We start from the raw sequence: 16124 nt of genomic DNA, 5'->3' as shown, positions 1-16124 counted from the left end.
GAGGGAAAGCCGCAAATACTTTTCCTGGAATGCCTTACAGCTTCGCCGGCGCCTTCGCCTCGGCATCGGCGGCTGGAAGAACCCGGCAATTGTCCGGCCTGGAAGCGGAACTGCAAATCGTGGCGCCGGTCAGCGCGTCCACCGATTGCGGCCCGGTCGTCAGCCCGAATGTCTTCAGCTCATCCCGGCTGAGTTCCCTGTGCTTCGCATATTCGGCCAACTGCATGGCGACGAAAAAGCCTGAGCCGATCCCCATCTCGTCAAGATACACCCTGACTTTGTCTGCCATGCCCATGGAATGCACCAGGAAATGCGCATCGCCGCCGACCAGGCGCCGGACGCCGCCGGCGACCATCACCGCGCAGGCAGCGTCGCACTCCGCGCCTGTATCGACGGTGAGGCCGGTATGGAGACCGTCGGGCGAGACGCAGCCCGCCGCGCCCGGATCGCAATCGAGAAAATCCGTCCGCGCGATCGCGACATCCAACCCGCGCTCGCGGATAAGCCGGCCCGCGGCAAGCGCGGCCTGCACATCGCCGCCGGGCGAGTTCACAATGATGGGCAACCGGCGCTCCCGGATCGTATCGAGCAGTTGGCGCAGCTTGTCGGCGGTGCCTGCGGCGATCGTGCCTTCCGCCGAAATCCATTCCGGGCAATCGGGATTGCAAAGCGGATTGCTGCCGCGAACAAGAACGAAGCGCATCTCCCGTTCCTGAGCCTGCGGTGCTGGAGTCGGGGCAATGGGAGACGGCCCAGCTTCGACTGCCGCAACTTCGGCCGGCTTGCCATTCGCCGGTATCTCGCGGCAATTCGGCGGCGCCGGCTGACGCCGGCAGATGGTGCCCTCGGTCAGAAGATCGAGCGAATCGAGACTGGTGACGAGCTTCATCTCGAGCATGTCGTCGGGCTCGATCTGCCTGATGTCGCTGGCAGGCGTCGCCTTCATCACGCTGAGCACGCCCTGTTCGACGCCCATCTCCTTCAGATAGGCCGATAGCCGCTTCTCGACCGCCTTGCTCATCTCATAGGTCTTATAGCTGCCGGCATTCTTGCGGCTGACGACCCTGGTGCTGATGATCTTCTTCTTGCCGTTCACGATCCGATAGGTCGTGCGGTAGAGCAGCTTCTCGCGCTGGTAGGTGGTGGTGATCTGATGGACACCGAGATAGGCCCATTCGCCGACCACACGGCGGGTACCGCCGGCAAACATCAGCGGGCACGCCGAGTTGCACATCGCCCCGCTGTCATAGGCGATGCCGGAGTAGGGCCGATCCTTGCCGTCATCGTCCCGGCAGTTCTTCATTCCCGGCGAGCAACCGGAAAACTCCGTGATGCCGACCGCGATATCGAGCTTGTTCTTGCGGACCATGCGGCCAAGCTGCAGCGCGGCATCGACATTGCCGCCGGGAGAATTGACGACGATCGGCAATTGCCGCCCGCCGAGCGTCTTCAGCAGGCGTCTCAGCAGCGCCGGCGTGCCGGCTTCGATCGTGCCTTCGGCGGAAATCCATTCCGGGCAGTTCGGCTCGCAGCCCGGCGCGCTGCTGCGCACGACGACGAAGCGCATCGCCGGGCCGTAGTCCGGCGGCGTTTCCTTCGCGGCGGCGCTGAGGGCGGCCAGCCCCGCGGCAGCGGCCAATCCCAGCCGAAGCAGGCCGCGCCAGCGCCGTATGGTCTTTGAACAGAATGTGGAAACCACGTCCGGCAGCCCCAAGGATACTACCCATACTAGTTGGGGCGACGGTGCTTGCAACAGAATTGAAAAGGGCCAGCAATGCCGCCGCAGCCTCGACCTTCGTCGCGACAACACTAAAATTTTGGCGGCGTCTTTGCCTGGGCGCTGGCGGAGGGTGGGAGCCGACAATTGTCCGGCTTTGGCGAGGATCTGCAAATGGAGGGGCCTGTCAGCGTGCCCGACGTGTCTGGTCCGGTCGTCAGCCCGACCTTGAGCATCGTATCGGATTCAAGCTGGCGCTCGACCGAACTCAGCTCTATCGCGGCGAATAGGGCTGGGTTGATTGCCATCTCTTCAAGATAGGCTTTGACGATCTGCTTCTGTCCCATCGAGGACACGCTGAGCCGCGCCTTGGGGTCGACCAGCCGCCTGGAGCCGCCGGCAAGCACGAGCGCGCAGGCTGAATCGCACTCCACGCCGAATTGGCTGATCAGCCCGACATAGGCGCCGTTGTCGTCCAGACAGCCTGCCCCGGGCGGATTGCAACCCAGGATATTGGTGCGGGCGACAACGACGTCGAGCTCGCGTTCGTGGACAAGCCGCCCTGCGGCCAAGGCGCTGAACAAGTCTCCGCCTCGTGAGCTGATCACAATGGGGAGCCGAGGGTTGTCGAGCGCGGCAAGCAACTGGCGAAGTTTTTGCGGGGTTCGAGGGGTAATCGCGCCTTCCGCCGATATCCATTCCGGGCAGTCGGGATCGCAAAGCGGATCGCTGCCGCGAACGACCACGAAGCGCATCACCGGCGCAGCATTTCCTGCTGCTCCCTGGAATGGTTCGACGGGGGTAGCCTTAACGGGCTGGGAAGATGGAACTTCCGCTTGTTGGGCAGGCGCCGGCTTTGTCGTTACAGCAGCCGGCCGGGTATCCTCCGATATTTCTCGGCAATTCTGAGCCGGTTTGTCACCCATGCAAAGGATCACTCCGGTGAACAGCTCCACGGTGTCCGTGCTGGTGGCCAGTTTCATCGTCAGCATGTCGTGGAGACTGATCCGCTGAATATCGCTCGCCGGCGTTGCTTTCATTTTGTCGAGAACGCCCTGCCCCACGCCCATCTCTGTCAGATAGGCCGAGATTTTCCGAGCGAACCTCTTGCCCATCTTATAGGTCTTGTAACTTTGGCCATCGGTGATGGTCTCTGTTGTGACCTTATATCTTTTGCCCCGAATGGTTTTATAGGTGGTTCGAAAATGCCTTGTGTAAGGGAACCAAGTGGTGGTGATCTGATGGACACCCAGGTAAGCCCAGCCACCGGCTACACGGCGAAGGCCGCCCGCAAACATCAGCGGACATGCGGAGTTGCACATCGCGCCGCCATCAGACGCCACGCCGAAATAGGCAACGCCCTTGCCGAAGCTGACTCCGCAACCCTTCGTTCCTGGCCAACAATCGGAAAACTCGGTCTTGCCGATCGCGATGTCGAGCCCATTCTTCCGTATGATGCGACCGAGTTGAAGTGCGGCATCGACATCGCCACCAGGGGAGTTGACGATGATCGGCAGTTTGCGGGTGCCGAGCTTTTTCAACACCCGCTTGAGTAGAGCAGGCGTGCCGGCAGTTATAGCCCCTTCCGCTGAAATCCATTCCGGACAATTGGTCTTGCAGCCGACCGCGCTGCTGCGGGCAAAGATGAACCGCATGTCCGAAAAGCCGTCGGAAGACGGATCGTTCAAAATAAACGTGTCGGGCCACGTCTGTATGAGGACGTCATCGGCCTTTGCAGCGAAGGCCATCATCACGATAGCAAGCACCGGCGCCAGGCGAACCAGCACGCGAAACCAACGTGGTATGCAGTTTAAATGATGCCCCGAAATCATGCTGGCGAAGCCCCCCTGCCGCAATCGATAATAGTTGCGGCAGTGGTGCATGCAATAGCTTCGAAGCAACCGCGCTGCATTTGTGCCGCACAGTGCAAGTAAACGAAAAAGGGCGGCCCGAAGACCGCCCTTTTCCTTGTAGAACCGGCAGAAGCCGGATCAATTATTCCTTGATGGTGACGACGATGCCGGCACCGACGGTGCGGCCGCCTTCGCGGATGGCGAAGCGCAGCTTCTCTTCCATCGCGATCGGCACGATCAGTTCGACGTCGACGGTGATGTTGTCGCCGGGCATCACCATCTCGGTGCCGGCCGGCAGCGTCACGATGCCCGTCACGTCCGTCGTGCGGAAGTAGAACTGCGGACGGTAGTTGGTGAAGAACGGCGTGTGGCGGCCGCCCTCGTCCTTGGTCAGGATGTAGGCTTCGGCCACGAACTTCTTGTGCGGCTTCACCGAGCCGGGCTTGGCCAGAACCTGGCCGCGCTCCACGCCCTCGCGGTCGATGCCGCGCAACAGCGCGCCGATGTTGTCGCCCGCCTGGCCCTGGTCGAGCAGCTTGCGGAACATCTCAACGCCCGTGCAGGTCGTCTTGGCGGTCGGACGGATGCCGACGATCTCAAGTTCCTCGCCGACCTTGACCACGCCGCGCTCGACGCGGCCCGTCACCACCGTGCCGCGGCCCGAGATCGAGAACACGTCCTCGATCGGCATCAGGAACGGCTTGTCCAGCGGACGAACCGGCGTCGGGATGTAGGCGTCGACCTGAGCCATCAGCTCGCGGATGGCGTCCTCGCCGATGGTCTTGTTGGAATCTTCCAACGCAGCCAGCGCCGAGCCCTTGACGATCGGAATGTCGTCGCCGGGGAACTCGTTCTTCGACAGAAGCTCGCGAACCTCGAGCTCGACCAGCTCGAGCAGCTCGGCGTCGTCGACCTGGTCGACCTTGTTCAGGAACACAACGATCGAGGGCACGCCGACCTGACGGGCAAGCAGGATGTGCTCGCGGGTCTGCGGCATCGGGCCGTCGGCCGCCGAAACGACCAGGATCGCGCCGTCCATCTGCGCCGCACCCGTGATCATGTTCTTCACATAGTCGGCGTGGCCGGGGCAGTCGACATGGGCATAGTGACGGTTGGCCGTCTCATACTCGACATGCGCCGTCGAAATCGTGATGCCGCGCGCCTTCTCTTCCGGCGCCGCGTCGATCTGGTCATAGCGCTTGTATTCGCCAAAATACTTCGTGATCGCCGCCGTCAGCGACGTCTTGCCATGATCGACGTGGCCGATCGTGCCAATGTTCACATGCGGCTTGGTGCGCTCGAATTTACCTTTTGCCATAGTTTCTTTCCTTGGACGGCCTTGACCTTCAGTGCAGTCGAATGCGGGGCGATTAGCGACAACGGCCGAAAAACACAAGTGCCTTGTGGCTGAGCGGATTCCCGCTCGACCCGAACCAGCGGTCGATTTCAGTGGGATGTGGAGCGGATATAGGGGGTTGCCGCGGGTAAAATCAAAGGCGCCGGGCTGGCCTATTGCCGCCCCGACGCCGCTCTGATCTTGTCGGCCCCATGCAGTTCATTCCATCCAATATCCGCGGTCCGCTGTTCATGGTCGTCTCGACGGGGTCCTACCTTGTCAATGACACGATGATGAAGCTCGCGACCGCCGGGCTGCCGCCCTATGAGGTGCTCCTGCTGCGGGGCGCCGCCGCGACTCTGTGGGGCGTGCCGCTGCTTCTGATGCTTGGCTATGCCAGGCAGATTCCGCTGCTCTTCGAGCGCAAGGTGCTGCGCCGCAACCTGTTCGAGCTCCTGGCGATCCTCTGCTACGTCGTCGCCCTGGCGAACATGCAGATCGCGGATTCCACCGCGCTCGGGCAGATCACGCCCCTCATCGTGCTGGTCGGCTCCTCGATGCTGTTCGGCGAAAAGATCGGCGCCACGCGCATGGCGCTGATCGGCCTTGGTTTTGTCGGGGCGCTCATGGTGGCGCAGCCGACCATGCAGGGCATTTCGGTCTATGCGCTGCTGGCGCTCGGCAACGCCGCCTTCGCGGCGGTGCGCGATATAGCCGGCCGCAAGGTGGGCGCCGAGGTGCCGGGCATGATCGTCGCCATCTCCGCGGTCCTGGTGGTGCTGGCCGGCTCCGGCGCGGCGCATCTCGTCTCCGAGCAATGGGTGATGCCCGAAGGACACCACCTGCTGCTGATCGCCGGAGCGGGCCTGTTCCTGATCTTCGGCCATTTCTTCATCTTCATGGCCTACCGGATCGGACCGACAAGCGCGGTCGCGCCCTTCTATTACTGCTTCACCGTCTGGGCGGTCATTTCGGGCTTGCTGGTGTTCGGACAGTTTCCCAACGCGCTCGCCATCTGCGGCATCCTGTTGGTGATGGCCAGCGGCCTGGTGATCGTCTCGCTCGACGAAAGAAGGCGCCGGCTCGCCATGGTCGCCTGACGACACAAGCGCAGAGCAGGCCGACCCGGACGGGGTCGACCTCCCGCGGCCAACCGGCTGCGGCTGGCTCAGCCTTACAGCGACCGGCTACCCGTGATCTGGTGATAGGCCCACAGCACGACGATCGAGCCGATCACGGCCACGATCAGGCTCCAGATGTTGAGGCCGGTAACGCCCGCCGAGCCGAAGGCGCTGAAGATCACGCCGCCGACGATGGCGCCGACGACGCCGAGCACGATGTCCATGATCATGCCCTGGCCGGTCTTGTTGACGATCTTGCTGCCGATAAAGCCGGCGACAAGGCCCAGAATGATCCAGCTGATAATGCCCATAATTCCCTCCAAATTTCCCCGCCGGCCCATCATGTTCATATGATTGTCAAAAGCTCAAGACAGCTTGAAATTCCGCTCGTTTGCGCCATTGTGGGGCCGGGCGGACTTGGCTGGATAAGGAGATCCGTTATGGGCCTTTTTGACAACGCCGTTCCGGGCGGCAACATCACCAAACCCCTGATGATCGCGCTCGGCGCGCTTTTGGTCGGCAAGATGCTGAGCGGCAGAAGCGAGGAAGCGGCCACGCCGCAAGCGCCGGCGCCGACGCCCGCAGGAACCGACGCGTCGGCCGATGGCGGCCTCCTCGGCGGCCTCGGTGGCCTGCTCGACAAGCTGAAGGATGCCGGCCACGGCAGCGTCGCCGATTCCTGGGTCGGCACCGGCCAGAACCAGCCGATCAACCCGGGCGACCTCGGCTCGGCGCTCGGGCCGGCGGTAATCCGCGAGATCGCGCAGCGCACCGGCATGAACGAGCAGGAACTGCTGCAGCAACTCTCCACGGCGCTGCCCGGCATCGTCGACAAGCTGACGCCGAACGGCCAGATCCCGCAGAACCATCAGGTCGCTTCGGCTTTCAACAGCTAGGCGCGGCATTCTGCGATGGAGTGCTGCGCCTTAGCCGCGTAGCACTCCACTACCCAAGGAATACCAATTTTTATCAGAGGATAGTGAGTATTTCATCGGGAAGCGGTGATGGTCGTTGAACTTCGATCTCCTTGATCGCCTTCGCTAGCCCTTCCACTATTGCTGTAAAAGAACGCGACAACCGACTTAGGTAGTCTACAGTCACACCACCCAAGATGTTGCCATCAACGTCGCGGCCATTACGGTGTACGCAATAATGGCGATTTTGGACGGACTGTAGGACCAAGTCACGTTCGGCTTTATCGCTTGGCAAGAGGTGGTGGCCGATGGCCACGCGCAGCATGCTGTTCAGAAACTCGAACCGATGAAATTGAGTCTTCTTACGAAGCTGATCGACGACCGTGTCACGTACCAAATTCGGCTGTGATGCCACCTTGGGTAGCGACACTCGCTCACCTTTTAGGTCGGGATGCCACGTAACAATAGCCTTTGCGACGGCGGGGTTTTCGAATGCAAGCTTAATTACCGCATCAGACAAATAAGCTTCGACGATCGAGAATAATTGAACAAGCAGCATTCTGTTGATGCCCGATACGCCTGACCGCTTGTCACCGATCGTGTGCAGCAGGCTTGTCCACTCACCAATCGCTTGAGTGAATATAGCGCGAGGATGCGGCTCAGGCTGTAGCTCTTCGAGCCAGTCATCGTAGGAAGAATAGTCGAGGCGTTCGATTTCAACCTTCGCATCGGGGTCTTCCGTGAGGTGTGCTTGCCATCCCGCCAAATCAGCGGTGATAGTCACCGGGATTTCATTTCCACAGGTCTCGCACTCTATCTCGATCTCCCCAGTTGCAGCAGCGTCGGCTGCGGAGTCAGACGTGAGATCGGCAGTGGGAACTTCGTCAAGCCACGCTTCAGCAAGTGACCCGCAACTTGGGCATCGTATTAAGACGTGGAATTCACCTTCAGCCATCACCTTACCCGTGTAGGATGCGCGAAGATAACCCGCTGCTTCCCGGTCTTTCCAATCTAACATCTTGCTGAACGGCAAATGCCCTTCAGGAGACAGTAGTAATCAACGTTAAGTAGAGCGGAGCAGTCAAGCGCGTTACAACCTGACCAGGCTGGCTGCTCGGGAGAGCTGTCAAAACGGGACTGGGGATTTCTCGCACTTTCCCTGAAGATTCATACCGACCAGAACCACCAGCCAGATTGAACCGACGTATCGCCAGAGAACGTGATTCCGTTCCGTCGCTGGCAATTGGTTGGAGCGGGTAGCGGGAATCGAACCCGCATATTCAGCTTGGAAGGCTGCTGCTCTACCACTGAGCTATACCCGCGCCTTGCACTGAGGTACCGGATTCACCCGAAAAGCGCCATGCACTTTTTCGGTCCGAGACTTGTTCGTTCAGGGCTTCCGGGCCGGCAGTGGTGGAGAGGGTTGGATTCGAACCAACGTAGGCTAAGCCAACGGATTTACAGTCCGTCCCCTTTAACCACTCGGGCACCTCTCCAGTCTGCCGCCGGAGCCATGCAACGAGGCATTTTCGCCGATCCGGAGCCCGAGTTGGATTTTCTCCGAAATCAGCGATGCGCCTTATGGCGGCAAGGCCGGTGGGTGTCAACCGGCGCGGCGTGGGTTTTTCGAGGATGTTTCGCATCAATTGTCGCGACCCATATCCTTAGCCGGACGGGGCAGCTATAGAAGCCGGCATGAGCGACGACAAAAGCAACAAGACCGGTACACGCAAGGACACCCACTACGCCAAGCTGCGGCGCGCGCATCGCGACCAGAAGGCGGGCGGCGCGCCGGCATTCCGGCCGCGCCAGCCTGTGCCGCCCGGCGAAGGGCCCGGCGACGGGCTGGTGCGGCTTTACGGCCTGCACACGGTGCGGGCCGCGCTCGACAATCCGCGCCGCAAGATCAAAAAGATGCTGGTGACCCGCAACGCCGCCGAGCGTCTGTCGATCGGCGATCTCGCCGCCCTGCCCTTCAAGGCCGAGCTGGTCGAGCCGAAGGATATCGACAGGATCACCGGGTCGGACGCGGTGCATCAGGGCGTGCTGATCGAGGCAGAGCCGCTCAAGCCCAAGCGCCTCGACGCGCTCGGCGACACCAGGCTGGTGCTGGTGCTCGACCAGGTGACGGACCCGCACAATGTCGGCGCGATCCTACGTTCCGCGGTTGCCTTCGGCGCCGGCGCGCTGATCACCACGGCGCGCCACAGCCCGCAAGAATCGGGCGTGCTGGCCAAATCCGCCTCCGGCGCGCTGGAGCATATCGACCAGATCGAGGTGAAGAACCTCGCCGATGCGTTGGGGCAACTGCACGAGGCCGGCTTTCAGACGATCGGGCTCGATTCGGAAGGACCGGCGGAGCTTGAGAAGACCTTCGACGGCGGGAAAATCGCGCTAGTGCTGGGTGCTGAAGGCAAGGGCCTGCGGCAGAAGACGCGCGAGACGGTAGCCGCGCTCGCCCGCCTCGATATGCCGGGCGCCATCCACTCGCTCAACGTGTCGAACGCGGCGGCGGTCAGCCTCTATGCGGCGAACGCATTCCTGAAGCGCGGCTGAGCTCGGATCGACTTCAGCCGAGAAGCGAAAACGGGTCCCCGCGGCGAAACGCAGGAACCCGTTCTCTGAGAGGAAAAGAGCAGGCGGCGTGGGAACGTTGAGCCGCCGTCCCTTGACCTTGAGTGTTTGACGCAACTCCGGACGGAAAACCGTTTCACACTTTTCCTGGAGTTGCTCTAAGCCGCCTTGCCTTTGGCTTGCGCCGCCTCCCCGCCGACCTCATGCGCGGCCATCCGCTCGAGCGCTCTCACCAGCGCCGAGTGATCCTCCTTGGCGCCGCCATTGGCCGCACAGGAATTGAACAATTGCTGCGTCGTCGAGGTGTTGGGCAGCGAGACGCCGAGCGCCTTGGCGCCTTCCAGCGCCAGATTGAGGTCCTTTTGGTGCAACTCGATGCGGAAGCCGGGCGCGAAGGTGCGCTTGATCATGCGCTCGCCATGCACTTCGAGGATGCGCGACGCGGCGAGCCCGCCCATCAGCGCCTGCCTGACCTTGGCCGGATCGGCGCCGGCCTTCGAGGCGAAGACCAGAGCTTCGCCGACCGCTTCGATGGTGAGCGCCACGACGATCTGGTTCGCGACCTTGGTGGTCTGGCCGACGCCGTTGGGGCCGACCAGCGTGACGTTCTTGCCCATCTTCTCGAACACCGGCTTGGCGCGTTCGAACGCCTTTTCCTCGCCGCCGACCATGATGGTGAGCGACGCTGCCTTGGCGCCGACCTCGCCGCCCGAGACCGGGGCGTCGAGATAATCGCAGCCGAGATCGTTGATCTTGTTGGCAAACTCCTTGGTGGCGAGCGGCGAGATCGAGCTCATGTCGATGACCAGTTTGCCCTTCGACAGACCTGAAGCGACGCTGTTCTCGCCGAAGAGAACGTCGGCGACCTGGGGCGTGTCGGGCACCATGGTGATGATGATATCGGCGGCCTTGGCCACCGCATTGTGGCCGGTGACGGTCTTCAACCCCTTGGCGACGAGGTCAGCCGGGGGCTTGGAGCGATGGTCGCTGGCGACGACCTTGTAGCCGGCATCGAGCAGATGCTCCGCCATCGGCGCGCCCATGATGCCGAGGCCGATGAAACCGATGGTTTCCATTGGTCTTCTCCGTCGTAATTATCGAGGTCGCGTTCCTTCGCACCCCACTCTTGCCTGCCGGCCACCTCCCCACAGGTGGGGAGATTGGCAGCTTCGCCGCCGCAGCTTCGCCGCCGCTCTTAAGCCGCCGCGGCGAATTGCCGGAACCAGCCGAGCCCAGCTTCAGTGCCGGCCTTCGGCTTATATTCGGCGCCAATCCAGCCGGAATAGCCCTGCCGGTCGATGTGGTCGTAGAGGAAGGGATAGTTGATCTCGCCCGTCCCCGGCTCGTGACGGCCGGGATTGTCCGCAAGCTGGATATGCGCGATGCGGGGAAGGTTCGCCTCGATGGTGCGGGCGAGATCCCCCTCCATGATCTGCATGTGATAGATGTCGTATTGCAGGAACAGGTTCTTCGAGCCGATGCGGTCGATCAGCGCCAGCGCCTGGTCAGAATAGTTCAGGAAAAAGCCCGGGATGTCGCGGGTGTTGATCGGCTCGATCAGCAGCCTGATGCCGGCCTGCTCCAGCTTCTCGGCCGCGAAGGCGAGGTTTTCGGCAAAGACATTCTCCAGCACCGCGCGGTCGGCGCCCTGCGGCGCGATGCCGGCCAGGCAGTTGATCTGCTCGCAGCCCAGCGCATGGGCATAGGTGATCGCCTTGGCGACGCCCTGGCGGAATTCCGGCACGCGGTCGGGCAGCGCGGCAATGCCGCGCTCGCCCTTCGCCCAGTCGCCGGCCGGCAGGTTGAAGAGGACCTGTGTCAGACCGTTCTTCTTCAATCGCGCGGCGACGACGTCAGGCGCGTAATCATAGGGGCCGATATATTCGACACCCTTGAAGCCTGCGCGGGCCGCGGCGTCGAAGCGGTCGAGGAAATCATGCTCGCCGAAGAGCATCGACAGATTGGCTGAAAAACGCGGCATTCTTTTCTCCTTCTCTCCGCCAAGCCTCAATCGAGCATCATGATGGCCGTCGGCGCATCCTCGTTGCGTTCGGCAAGTTCCTCGAACTCGGTGATCTTGTCGATTTCCGTGCCCATGGAAATGTTGGTGACGCGCTCGAGGATGAATTCCAGCACAACCGGAACCTGGTGTTCCTTCATCAGCCGCCGCGCCTCCTTGAAGGCGCCGGCGAATTCCTCGGGCTTTTTCACGCGGACCGCCTTGCAGCCCATCGCCTCGGCAACCGTGACATGGTCGACGCCGTAGCCCGCCTCCGGATCGCCTTTCCGGTTGACGTTCTCGAAGGCGAGGCTCACCTCGTAGTCCATCGAAAAACCGCGCTGCGCCTGACGGATCAGGCCGAGATAGGCGTTGTTCACGACGACGTGGATATAGGGCAGCTTGTGCTGCGCACCGACCGCCAGTTCCTCGATCATGAACTGGAAATCATAGTCGCCGGAGAGTGCCACGATATCCCGGTCCGGATCCGCGGCGCGCACGCCGAGTGCGGCCGGCAGCGTCCAGCCGAGCGGGCCTGCCTGGCCGCAATTGATCCAGTTGCGCGGCTTGTAGACATGCAGGAACTGCGCGCCGGCGATCTGCGACAGGCCGATCGTGGTGACATAGGTGGTGTCGCGGCCAAACGCCTTGTTCATCTCCTCATAGACGCGCTGCGGCTTGAGCGGCACCTGCTCGAAATGCGTCTTGCGCTTCATCGTCTTCTTGCGCTGCTGGCATTCCTTGGCCCAGCCGGACCAGTCACGCAGCTTGCCGGCAGTGCGCCATTCGGTGGCGACGTCGAGCAGGATCTTCAGCGCCGCGCCCGCATCCGAGACGAGGCCGAGATCCGGCGCGAAGACGCGGCCGATTTGGGTGGGCTCGATGTCGACATGGATGAATTTCTTTCCCTTCGTGTACACATCGATCGAGCCGGTGTGGCGGTTGGCCCAGCGGTTGCCGATGCCGAAGACGAAGTCGGCGGCAAGCATCGTCTCATTGCCGTAGCGATGCGAGGTCTGCAGGCCGCACATGCCGGCCATCAGCCTGTGGTCGTCGGGGATCGCACCCCAGCCCATCAGCGTCGGGATGACCGGCACGCCGGTGACTTCGGCGAATTCGATCAGCAAATCTGAAGCGTCCGCATTGATGATGCCGCCGCCGGCGACGATCAGCGGCTTTTCCGCCTCGTTGAGCATCGAAAGCGCCTTCTCGGCCTGGGCGCGCGTCATCGCCGGCTTGAAGGGGGCAAGCGACTCATAGGCATCGATGTCGAACTCGATCTCGGCGAGCTGCACGTCGAGCGGCAGGTCGACCAGCACCGGACCTGGGCGCGAGGAGCGCATCAGGTGAAACGCCTTCTGCAGCGCCATCGGCACCAGGTACGGCTCCATCACGGTGACCGCCCATTTGGCGACGGGCGAAGCGATCGACGCGATGTCGACGGCCTGGAAGTCCTCCTTGTTCAGCCGGGCGCGCGGCGCCTGGCCGGTGATGCAGAGGATCGGGATGGAGTCCGCCGAGGCCGAATAGAGGCCGGTGATCATGTCGGTGCCGGCGGGGCCGGAGGTGCCGATGCAGAGCCCGATATTGCCGGCCTTGGCCCGCGTATAGCCTTCGGCCATGTGCGAGGCGCCCTCGACATGTCGTGCCAGCACGTGGCGGATCGTGCCGCGCGCCTTCAGCGCCGAATAGAGCGGATTGATCGCCGCGCCCGGCACGCCGAAGGCATTGGTGATGCCTTCCTTTTCGAGAACGAGAACCGCCGCGTCGACCGCGCGCATCCTGGCCATGACAAGCCTCCATTTCGTTGGTTGGCTTGATAGTGACAGCGCGCTTTCGATTTTTCAATTTTTTCAGAATATTTTTTCATTTCTTGCAGACGGCGGTTATTATCTGATTTCACTGCCCTTTTTGTTTTCCAGAAAATCGACCGTGACAGTGACTGAAAAACTTTTTCATTGCATCCAGCATCATATCGGCGACAATAGTGGTCATGGAAACGACGGAAAAACGCCAGCGCGGCCGGCCGCGCGCCTTCAACGGCCCTTCCGAAGCGGCGTCGGTGCAGTCGCTCGACCGGGCGCTGCGGATCCTGGCGATCGTCGCCGAGGCGAGCGGCCTGTCGCTCAGCGAGATCGCCGCCCAAAGCGGCATCGCCGCCTCCACCGCCTATCGCATGCTGACAACGCTGGAAAACCACGGCATGGTCGAGTTCGACACGACCGATCAGCTCTGGTCGGTCGGGGTCGAGACCTACCGCATGGGCGCCGCATTCTTGCGCCGGCGCAAGCTGGTCGACCGCGCCCGCATCGTCATGCAGGAATTGATGGAGAAGACCGGCGAAACGGCCAATCTCGGCGTCGCCGAGGACGACTGCGTCGTCTTCGTAAGCCAGGTCGAGACGCATCAGGCGATCCGCGCCTTCTTCCGGCCGGGCACGCGCAGCCCCTTCCATGCTTCCGGCATCGGCAAGGCGGTGCTCGCGCATCTCGAGCCGGAGCGGGTCGCCGCGATCCTGCGCAAGGCAGGCCTGCAGCGCTACACAGACAAGACGCTTTCCGACATTTCCGCCCTTGCCCACGACCTGGCGACGATAAAACATCGCGGCTGGTCGGTGGACGATGAGGAACGCCATCCCGGCATGCGCTGCGTGGCCGCCGCCATCTTCAACGAATATGGCGAGCCGATCGGCGGCGTTTCGGTGTCCGGCCCGACGGTGCGGGTCACGCCCGAGCGGCTGGCCGAGATCGGTCCGCTGGTGCGCGACGCCGCGGTCGAGGTGACGAAGATGATCGGCGGCGTGAAAGCCTACTGACTAAGACGCGCCAGGCAAGGCGCTCTTTGCCGATATGTCGAAGAAATCGAGCAGGATCGCCAGCCCGACGCCACAGGCCGCCAAGATAAGGCCGGCGATGAATATCCGGCTGGCGCGGTCATGAATGCTTCGCTGCAGGGATTTGATGTCGAGCAGAATGGCGAGCGCCCGGATCTGCAGTGCAATACCGACCAGGATCGGCAGGACGGCAATCAGATGGTAGGTCTGCCACGGGATCGGGTTGGCCGCCCAATGCGTGATGAAACCCAGCGAAAACGCAAGCAGGATGCCGACGATGGTGATGGTGCCATTGCGGAAAACCGGTTCTATCCGTTCTTCCCTGGGATGCTGCTCGTCCATGCCACCCTCCCCTCGTTTGGCGCCGAAGCCAGACTAGACGGTTGCAAAATCGCTGTACATCGCTGGTTGCCCGGCAAGGCGCAGGCCGGCCAGTGCCCGGCCGGGTGCTGGACTTGACCATCTTGCCGGGGTGCCGGGACGCATGCGAAAGGGCAAGGATGCGGAAAGCAATTTACCTCCTGTCCGCCGTTTCCCTTTGCGGATGCGTGGCAGCGGCGCCGGCGCCGGTCGAGCCCGTCGCTGGTCCCAGCGGCAACCCGATCGTCGATCCCGTTCCGATCTCGCTGGCCATGGAAGAGATCATCACCGCCGGTGTGCGCCAGCATTTGAAGAATCCCATCGCCGCCAAGTTCGGCACGATGCTTGCCGGCGAGCGCAGTTTGAACGGCCGCAACGAGGTCGTGGTGTGCGGCTCTGTCGACGACAAGGGCTCTCCCGGCGGCAACGAGCCTTTCATCGGCAAAATCTATCCCGATGCCGGCAACAGCTTCGAGCTCGTCGCGATAAACGACGTTTCGGTCAGCGGCGCCTGCAAGGCGGCGGGATTGGCGTTGCCGGAGTTGAAGCGCAATTCCTGAGCTGGCGCGGGCAGGCACCTTGACCGCTTGAAATCAAACCGATCAGGCGGATGCGTAGTTATTCAAACGCAAGGAAAGGGGCTGTGGCAGCCCCTCTTTCCTGTCGTATATTCAGCTCGCTCCTAGAGCCTGCAATAGCGCGGGCCGTCATAGCTCATATAGGTGTCGGTGCGCTCGTCGTAGCTGGCGTAGCGGGCATAGCAGCGGCGGACGTGGATCGAGTCGTAGCCGTCGTCCTCGACATAGACGGTGCGGGGCTGCTGGGCGAGCAGGCTGCCGAGCACGAAGCCGCCGACGCCGGCGGCGATGCCGATGCCGAGCTCGCGGCGGTGATGATGGTCGTGGGCGGCCGAAGGCTGGACGGTGCCGACGAGCGAGCCGGCGGCGACGGTGGTGGCGATGAGGCCGGAAACGATGGTGCGCTTGAACATGACGATCTCATGGGTTTCGTTGGAGAGGCGAACCATCCGCCTCTTGATCATGGGTCGTCGCGGGCCGGGAAAAGGTTCGAAGATTTCTTGAGATTTTTTCACCGACGATTTTTCCCGGCCTTTCTCCCGCTTCCGGCTACCAGTCGCCCGGAACGCAAAAGGGCGGCCCGAGGGCCGCCCTTGGAAGACAAATGGTCTTCTCGTCAGAGGAAGATGATCACCTTGCCGTGGTGGTGATGCTTGTGATGATGATTGTGGTGCCACCACCACCAGGGCTTGCCGTGATGATTGTGGTGGTTGTGATGGTGATGATGGTGGTTGCCGTGAGCCGAGGACGTCTCGACCGTGGCGGCGAGCGCGCCGGTGGCTAGGAAGACGGCGACGAGGCTTGAGGTGAGGGTACGCTTCAACATGATGATCTCCTGG

Annotated in this window: 16 protein-coding genes and 2 tRNA genes; 5 read left to right on the top strand and 13 right to left on the bottom strand. The window is 62.3% G+C overall.

What is annotated here, in order from left to right; all coding sequences use genetic code 11:
- Positions 1-34: 34 nt before the first annotated feature.
- From MJ8_RS16345 to tuf, 3 genes are all read right to left on the bottom strand, one after another.
- On the bottom strand, positions 35-1567 hold the full coding sequence (locus tag MJ8_RS16345) for a hypothetical protein (protein ID WP_201415460.1): 1533 nt from the start codon (positions 1565-1567) through the stop codon (positions 35-37).
- Between the two features lie 242 nt (positions 1568-1809).
- Positions 1810-3600, bottom strand: coding sequence for a hypothetical protein (locus tag MJ8_RS16340; protein ID WP_225247949.1), 1791 nt, complete (start codon positions 3598-3600; stop codon positions 1810-1812).
- A 112-nt stretch (positions 3601-3712) separates the two neighbouring features.
- The gene (gene tuf, locus MJ8_RS16335; protein ID WP_040983039.1) at positions 3713-4888 is read right to left on the bottom strand and encodes an elongation factor Tu; all 1176 of its coding nucleotides are present in this window, start codon (positions 4886-4888) and stop codon (positions 3713-3715) included.
- Between the two features lie 230 nt (positions 4889-5118).
- Between tuf and MJ8_RS16330 the strand changes: the two genes are divergently transcribed.
- Complete coding sequence (locus tag MJ8_RS16330; protein ID WP_201409914.1) at positions 5119-6006, top strand: DMT family transporter; 888 nt, start codon at positions 5119-5121, stop codon at positions 6004-6006.
- A 74-nt stretch (positions 6007-6080) separates the two neighbouring features.
- Here MJ8_RS16330 and MJ8_RS16325 read toward each other — a convergent pair whose 3' ends face one another.
- Positions 6081-6338 (bottom strand): GlsB/YeaQ/YmgE family stress response membrane protein, encoded by a 258-nt coding sequence (locus MJ8_RS16325; RefSeq protein ID WP_201409913.1) that lies wholly within the window; start codon positions 6336-6338, stop codon positions 6081-6083.
- A gap of 129 nt (positions 6339-6467) precedes the next feature.
- Here MJ8_RS16325 and MJ8_RS16320 point away from each other — a divergent pair, with 129 nt between their 5' ends.
- Positions 6468-6923, top strand: a complete 456-nt coding sequence (locus MJ8_RS16320; protein WP_201409912.1) for a YidB family protein — start codon at positions 6468-6470, stop codon at positions 6921-6923.
- A gap of 73 nt (positions 6924-6996) precedes the next feature.
- Here the strand turns inward: MJ8_RS16320 and MJ8_RS16315 are convergent, their stop codons facing one another.
- The 3 genes from MJ8_RS16315 to MJ8_RS16305 form a co-directional block, all read right to left on the bottom strand.
- Positions 6997-7896 carry a hypothetical protein gene (locus MJ8_RS16315; RefSeq protein WP_201409911.1) on the bottom strand — a complete coding sequence of 300 codons (900 nt, stop codon included), beginning with the start codon at positions 7894-7896 and terminating at the stop codon, positions 6997-6999.
- Positions 7897-8189: 293 nt separating this feature from the next.
- A tRNA-Gly gene (locus MJ8_RS16310) sits at positions 8190-8263 on the bottom strand.
- A gap of 89 nt (positions 8264-8352) precedes the next feature.
- Positions 8353-8437, bottom strand: a tRNA-Tyr gene (locus tag MJ8_RS16305).
- A gap of 199 nt (positions 8438-8636) precedes the next feature.
- Between MJ8_RS16305 and MJ8_RS16300 the strand changes: the two genes are divergently transcribed.
- Complete coding sequence (locus tag MJ8_RS16300) at positions 8637-9497, top strand: TrmH family RNA methyltransferase (protein ID WP_201409910.1); 861 nt, start codon at positions 8637-8639, stop codon at positions 9495-9497.
- 176 nt (positions 9498-9673) lie between these two features.
- Here MJ8_RS16300 and MJ8_RS16295 read toward each other — a convergent pair whose 3' ends face one another.
- From MJ8_RS16295 to gcl, 3 genes are all read right to left on the bottom strand, one after another.
- Positions 9674-10591: a 2-hydroxy-3-oxopropionate reductase gene (locus MJ8_RS16295; RefSeq protein ID WP_201409909.1), complete on the bottom strand. Its 918-nt coding sequence runs from the start codon at positions 10589-10591 to the stop codon at positions 9674-9676.
- Positions 10592-10710: 119 nt separating this feature from the next.
- Positions 10711-11496 carry a 2-oxo-tetronate isomerase gene (otnI, locus tag MJ8_RS16290; protein WP_201409908.1) on the bottom strand — a complete coding sequence of 262 codons (786 nt, stop codon included), beginning with the start codon at positions 11494-11496 and terminating at the stop codon, positions 10711-10713.
- Positions 11497-11522: 26 nt separating this feature from the next.
- Entirely contained in the window at positions 11523-13304 is a 1782-nt protein-coding gene (gene gcl, locus MJ8_RS16285) for a glyoxylate carboligase (RefSeq protein WP_201409907.1), read from the bottom strand.
- A 203-nt stretch (positions 13305-13507) separates the two neighbouring features.
- On the opposite strand from gcl, the gene bhcR reads away from it, so the two are divergent.
- Complete coding sequence (bhcR, locus tag MJ8_RS16280) at positions 13508-14329, top strand: HTH-type transcriptional regulator BhcR (RefSeq protein ID WP_041006435.1); 822 nt, start codon at positions 13508-13510, stop codon at positions 14327-14329.
- On the opposite strand, the gene MJ8_RS16275 is transcribed toward bhcR, so the two are convergent.
- A complete protein-coding gene (locus MJ8_RS16275) occupies positions 14330-14689 on the bottom strand; it encodes a hypothetical protein (protein ID WP_201409906.1) in 360 nt (119 codons plus the stop codon). It abuts the gene before it with no gap.
- A gap of 206 nt (positions 14690-14895) precedes the next feature.
- Between MJ8_RS16275 and MJ8_RS16270 the strand changes: the two genes are divergently transcribed.
- Positions 14896-15267 (top strand): hypothetical protein, encoded by a 372-nt coding sequence (locus MJ8_RS16270; RefSeq protein ID WP_225247948.1) that lies wholly within the window; start codon positions 14896-14898, stop codon positions 15265-15267.
- A 122-nt stretch (positions 15268-15389) separates the two neighbouring features.
- Here MJ8_RS16270 and MJ8_RS16265 read toward each other — a convergent pair whose 3' ends face one another.
- Positions 15390-15749 carry a BA14K family protein gene (locus MJ8_RS16265; RefSeq protein ID WP_225247947.1) on the bottom strand — a complete coding sequence of 120 codons (360 nt, stop codon included), beginning with the start codon at positions 15747-15749 and terminating at the stop codon, positions 15390-15392.
- Between the two features lie 152 nt (positions 15750-15901).
- Positions 15902-16111 (bottom strand): hypothetical protein, encoded by a 210-nt coding sequence (locus MJ8_RS16260; protein WP_201409904.1) that lies wholly within the window; start codon positions 16109-16111, stop codon positions 15902-15904.
- Between the last annotated feature and the right edge of the window lie 13 nt (positions 16112-16124).

Origin of the sequence: Mesorhizobium sp. J8 (assembly GCF_016591715.1) — a bacterium.
Classification (GTDB): domain Bacteria; phylum Pseudomonadota; class Alphaproteobacteria; order Rhizobiales; family Rhizobiaceae; genus Mesorhizobium.
Note: the sequence above shows the minus strand (reverse complement) of the source record. Positions and strands in the feature narration are given on the sequence as shown.

Excerpts from the sequence above, each read along its gene's own strand:
- MJ8_RS16345 (WP_201415460.1), bottom strand. The coding sequence starts at position 1,567 with ATGCGCTTCGTCGTCGTGCGCAGCAGCGCGCCGGGCTGCGAGCCGAAC.
- MJ8_RS16340 (WP_225247949.1), bottom strand. The coding sequence starts at position 3,600 with ATGCACCACTGCCGCAACTATTATCGATTGCGGCAGGGGGGCTTCGCC.
- tuf (WP_040983039.1), bottom strand. The coding sequence starts at position 4,888 with ATGGCAAAAGGTAAATTCGAGCGCACCAAGCCGCATGTGAACATTGGC.
- MJ8_RS16330 (WP_201409914.1), top strand. The coding sequence starts at position 5,119 with ATGCAGTTCATTCCATCCAATATCCGCGGTCCGCTGTTCATGGTCGTC.
- MJ8_RS16325 (WP_201409913.1), bottom strand. The coding sequence starts at position 6,338 with ATGGGCATTATCAGCTGGATCATTCTGGGCCTTGTCGCCGGCTTTATC.
- MJ8_RS16320 (WP_201409912.1), top strand. The coding sequence starts at position 6,468 with ATGGGCCTTTTTGACAACGCCGTTCCGGGCGGCAACATCACCAAACCC.
- MJ8_RS16315 (WP_201409911.1), bottom strand. The coding sequence starts at position 7,896 with ATGGCTGAAGGTGAATTCCACGTCTTAATACGATGCCCAAGTTGCGGG.
- MJ8_RS16300 (WP_201409910.1), top strand. The coding sequence starts at position 8,637 with ATGAGCGACGACAAAAGCAACAAGACCGGTACACGCAAGGACACCCAC.
- MJ8_RS16295 (WP_201409909.1), bottom strand. The coding sequence starts at position 10,591 with ATGGAAACCATCGGTTTCATCGGCCTCGGCATCATGGGCGCGCCGATG.
- otnI (WP_201409908.1), bottom strand. The coding sequence starts at position 11,496 with ATGCCGCGTTTTTCAGCCAATCTGTCGATGCTCTTCGGCGAGCATGAT.
- gcl (WP_201409907.1), bottom strand. The coding sequence starts at position 13,304 with ATGGCCAGGATGCGCGCGGTCGACGCGGCGGTTCTCGTTCTCGAAAAG.
- bhcR (WP_041006435.1), top strand. The coding sequence starts at position 13,508 with ATGGAAACGACGGAAAAACGCCAGCGCGGCCGGCCGCGCGCCTTCAAC.
- MJ8_RS16275 (WP_201409906.1), bottom strand. The coding sequence starts at position 14,689 with ATGGACGAGCAGCATCCCAGGGAAGAACGGATAGAACCGGTTTTCCGC.
- MJ8_RS16265 (WP_225247947.1), bottom strand. The coding sequence starts at position 15,749 with ATGATCAAGAGGCGGATGGTTCGCCTCTCCAACGAAACCCATGAGATC.
- MJ8_RS16260 (WP_201409904.1), bottom strand. The coding sequence starts at position 16,111 with ATGTTGAAGCGTACCCTCACCTCAAGCCTCGTCGCCGTCTTCCTAGCC.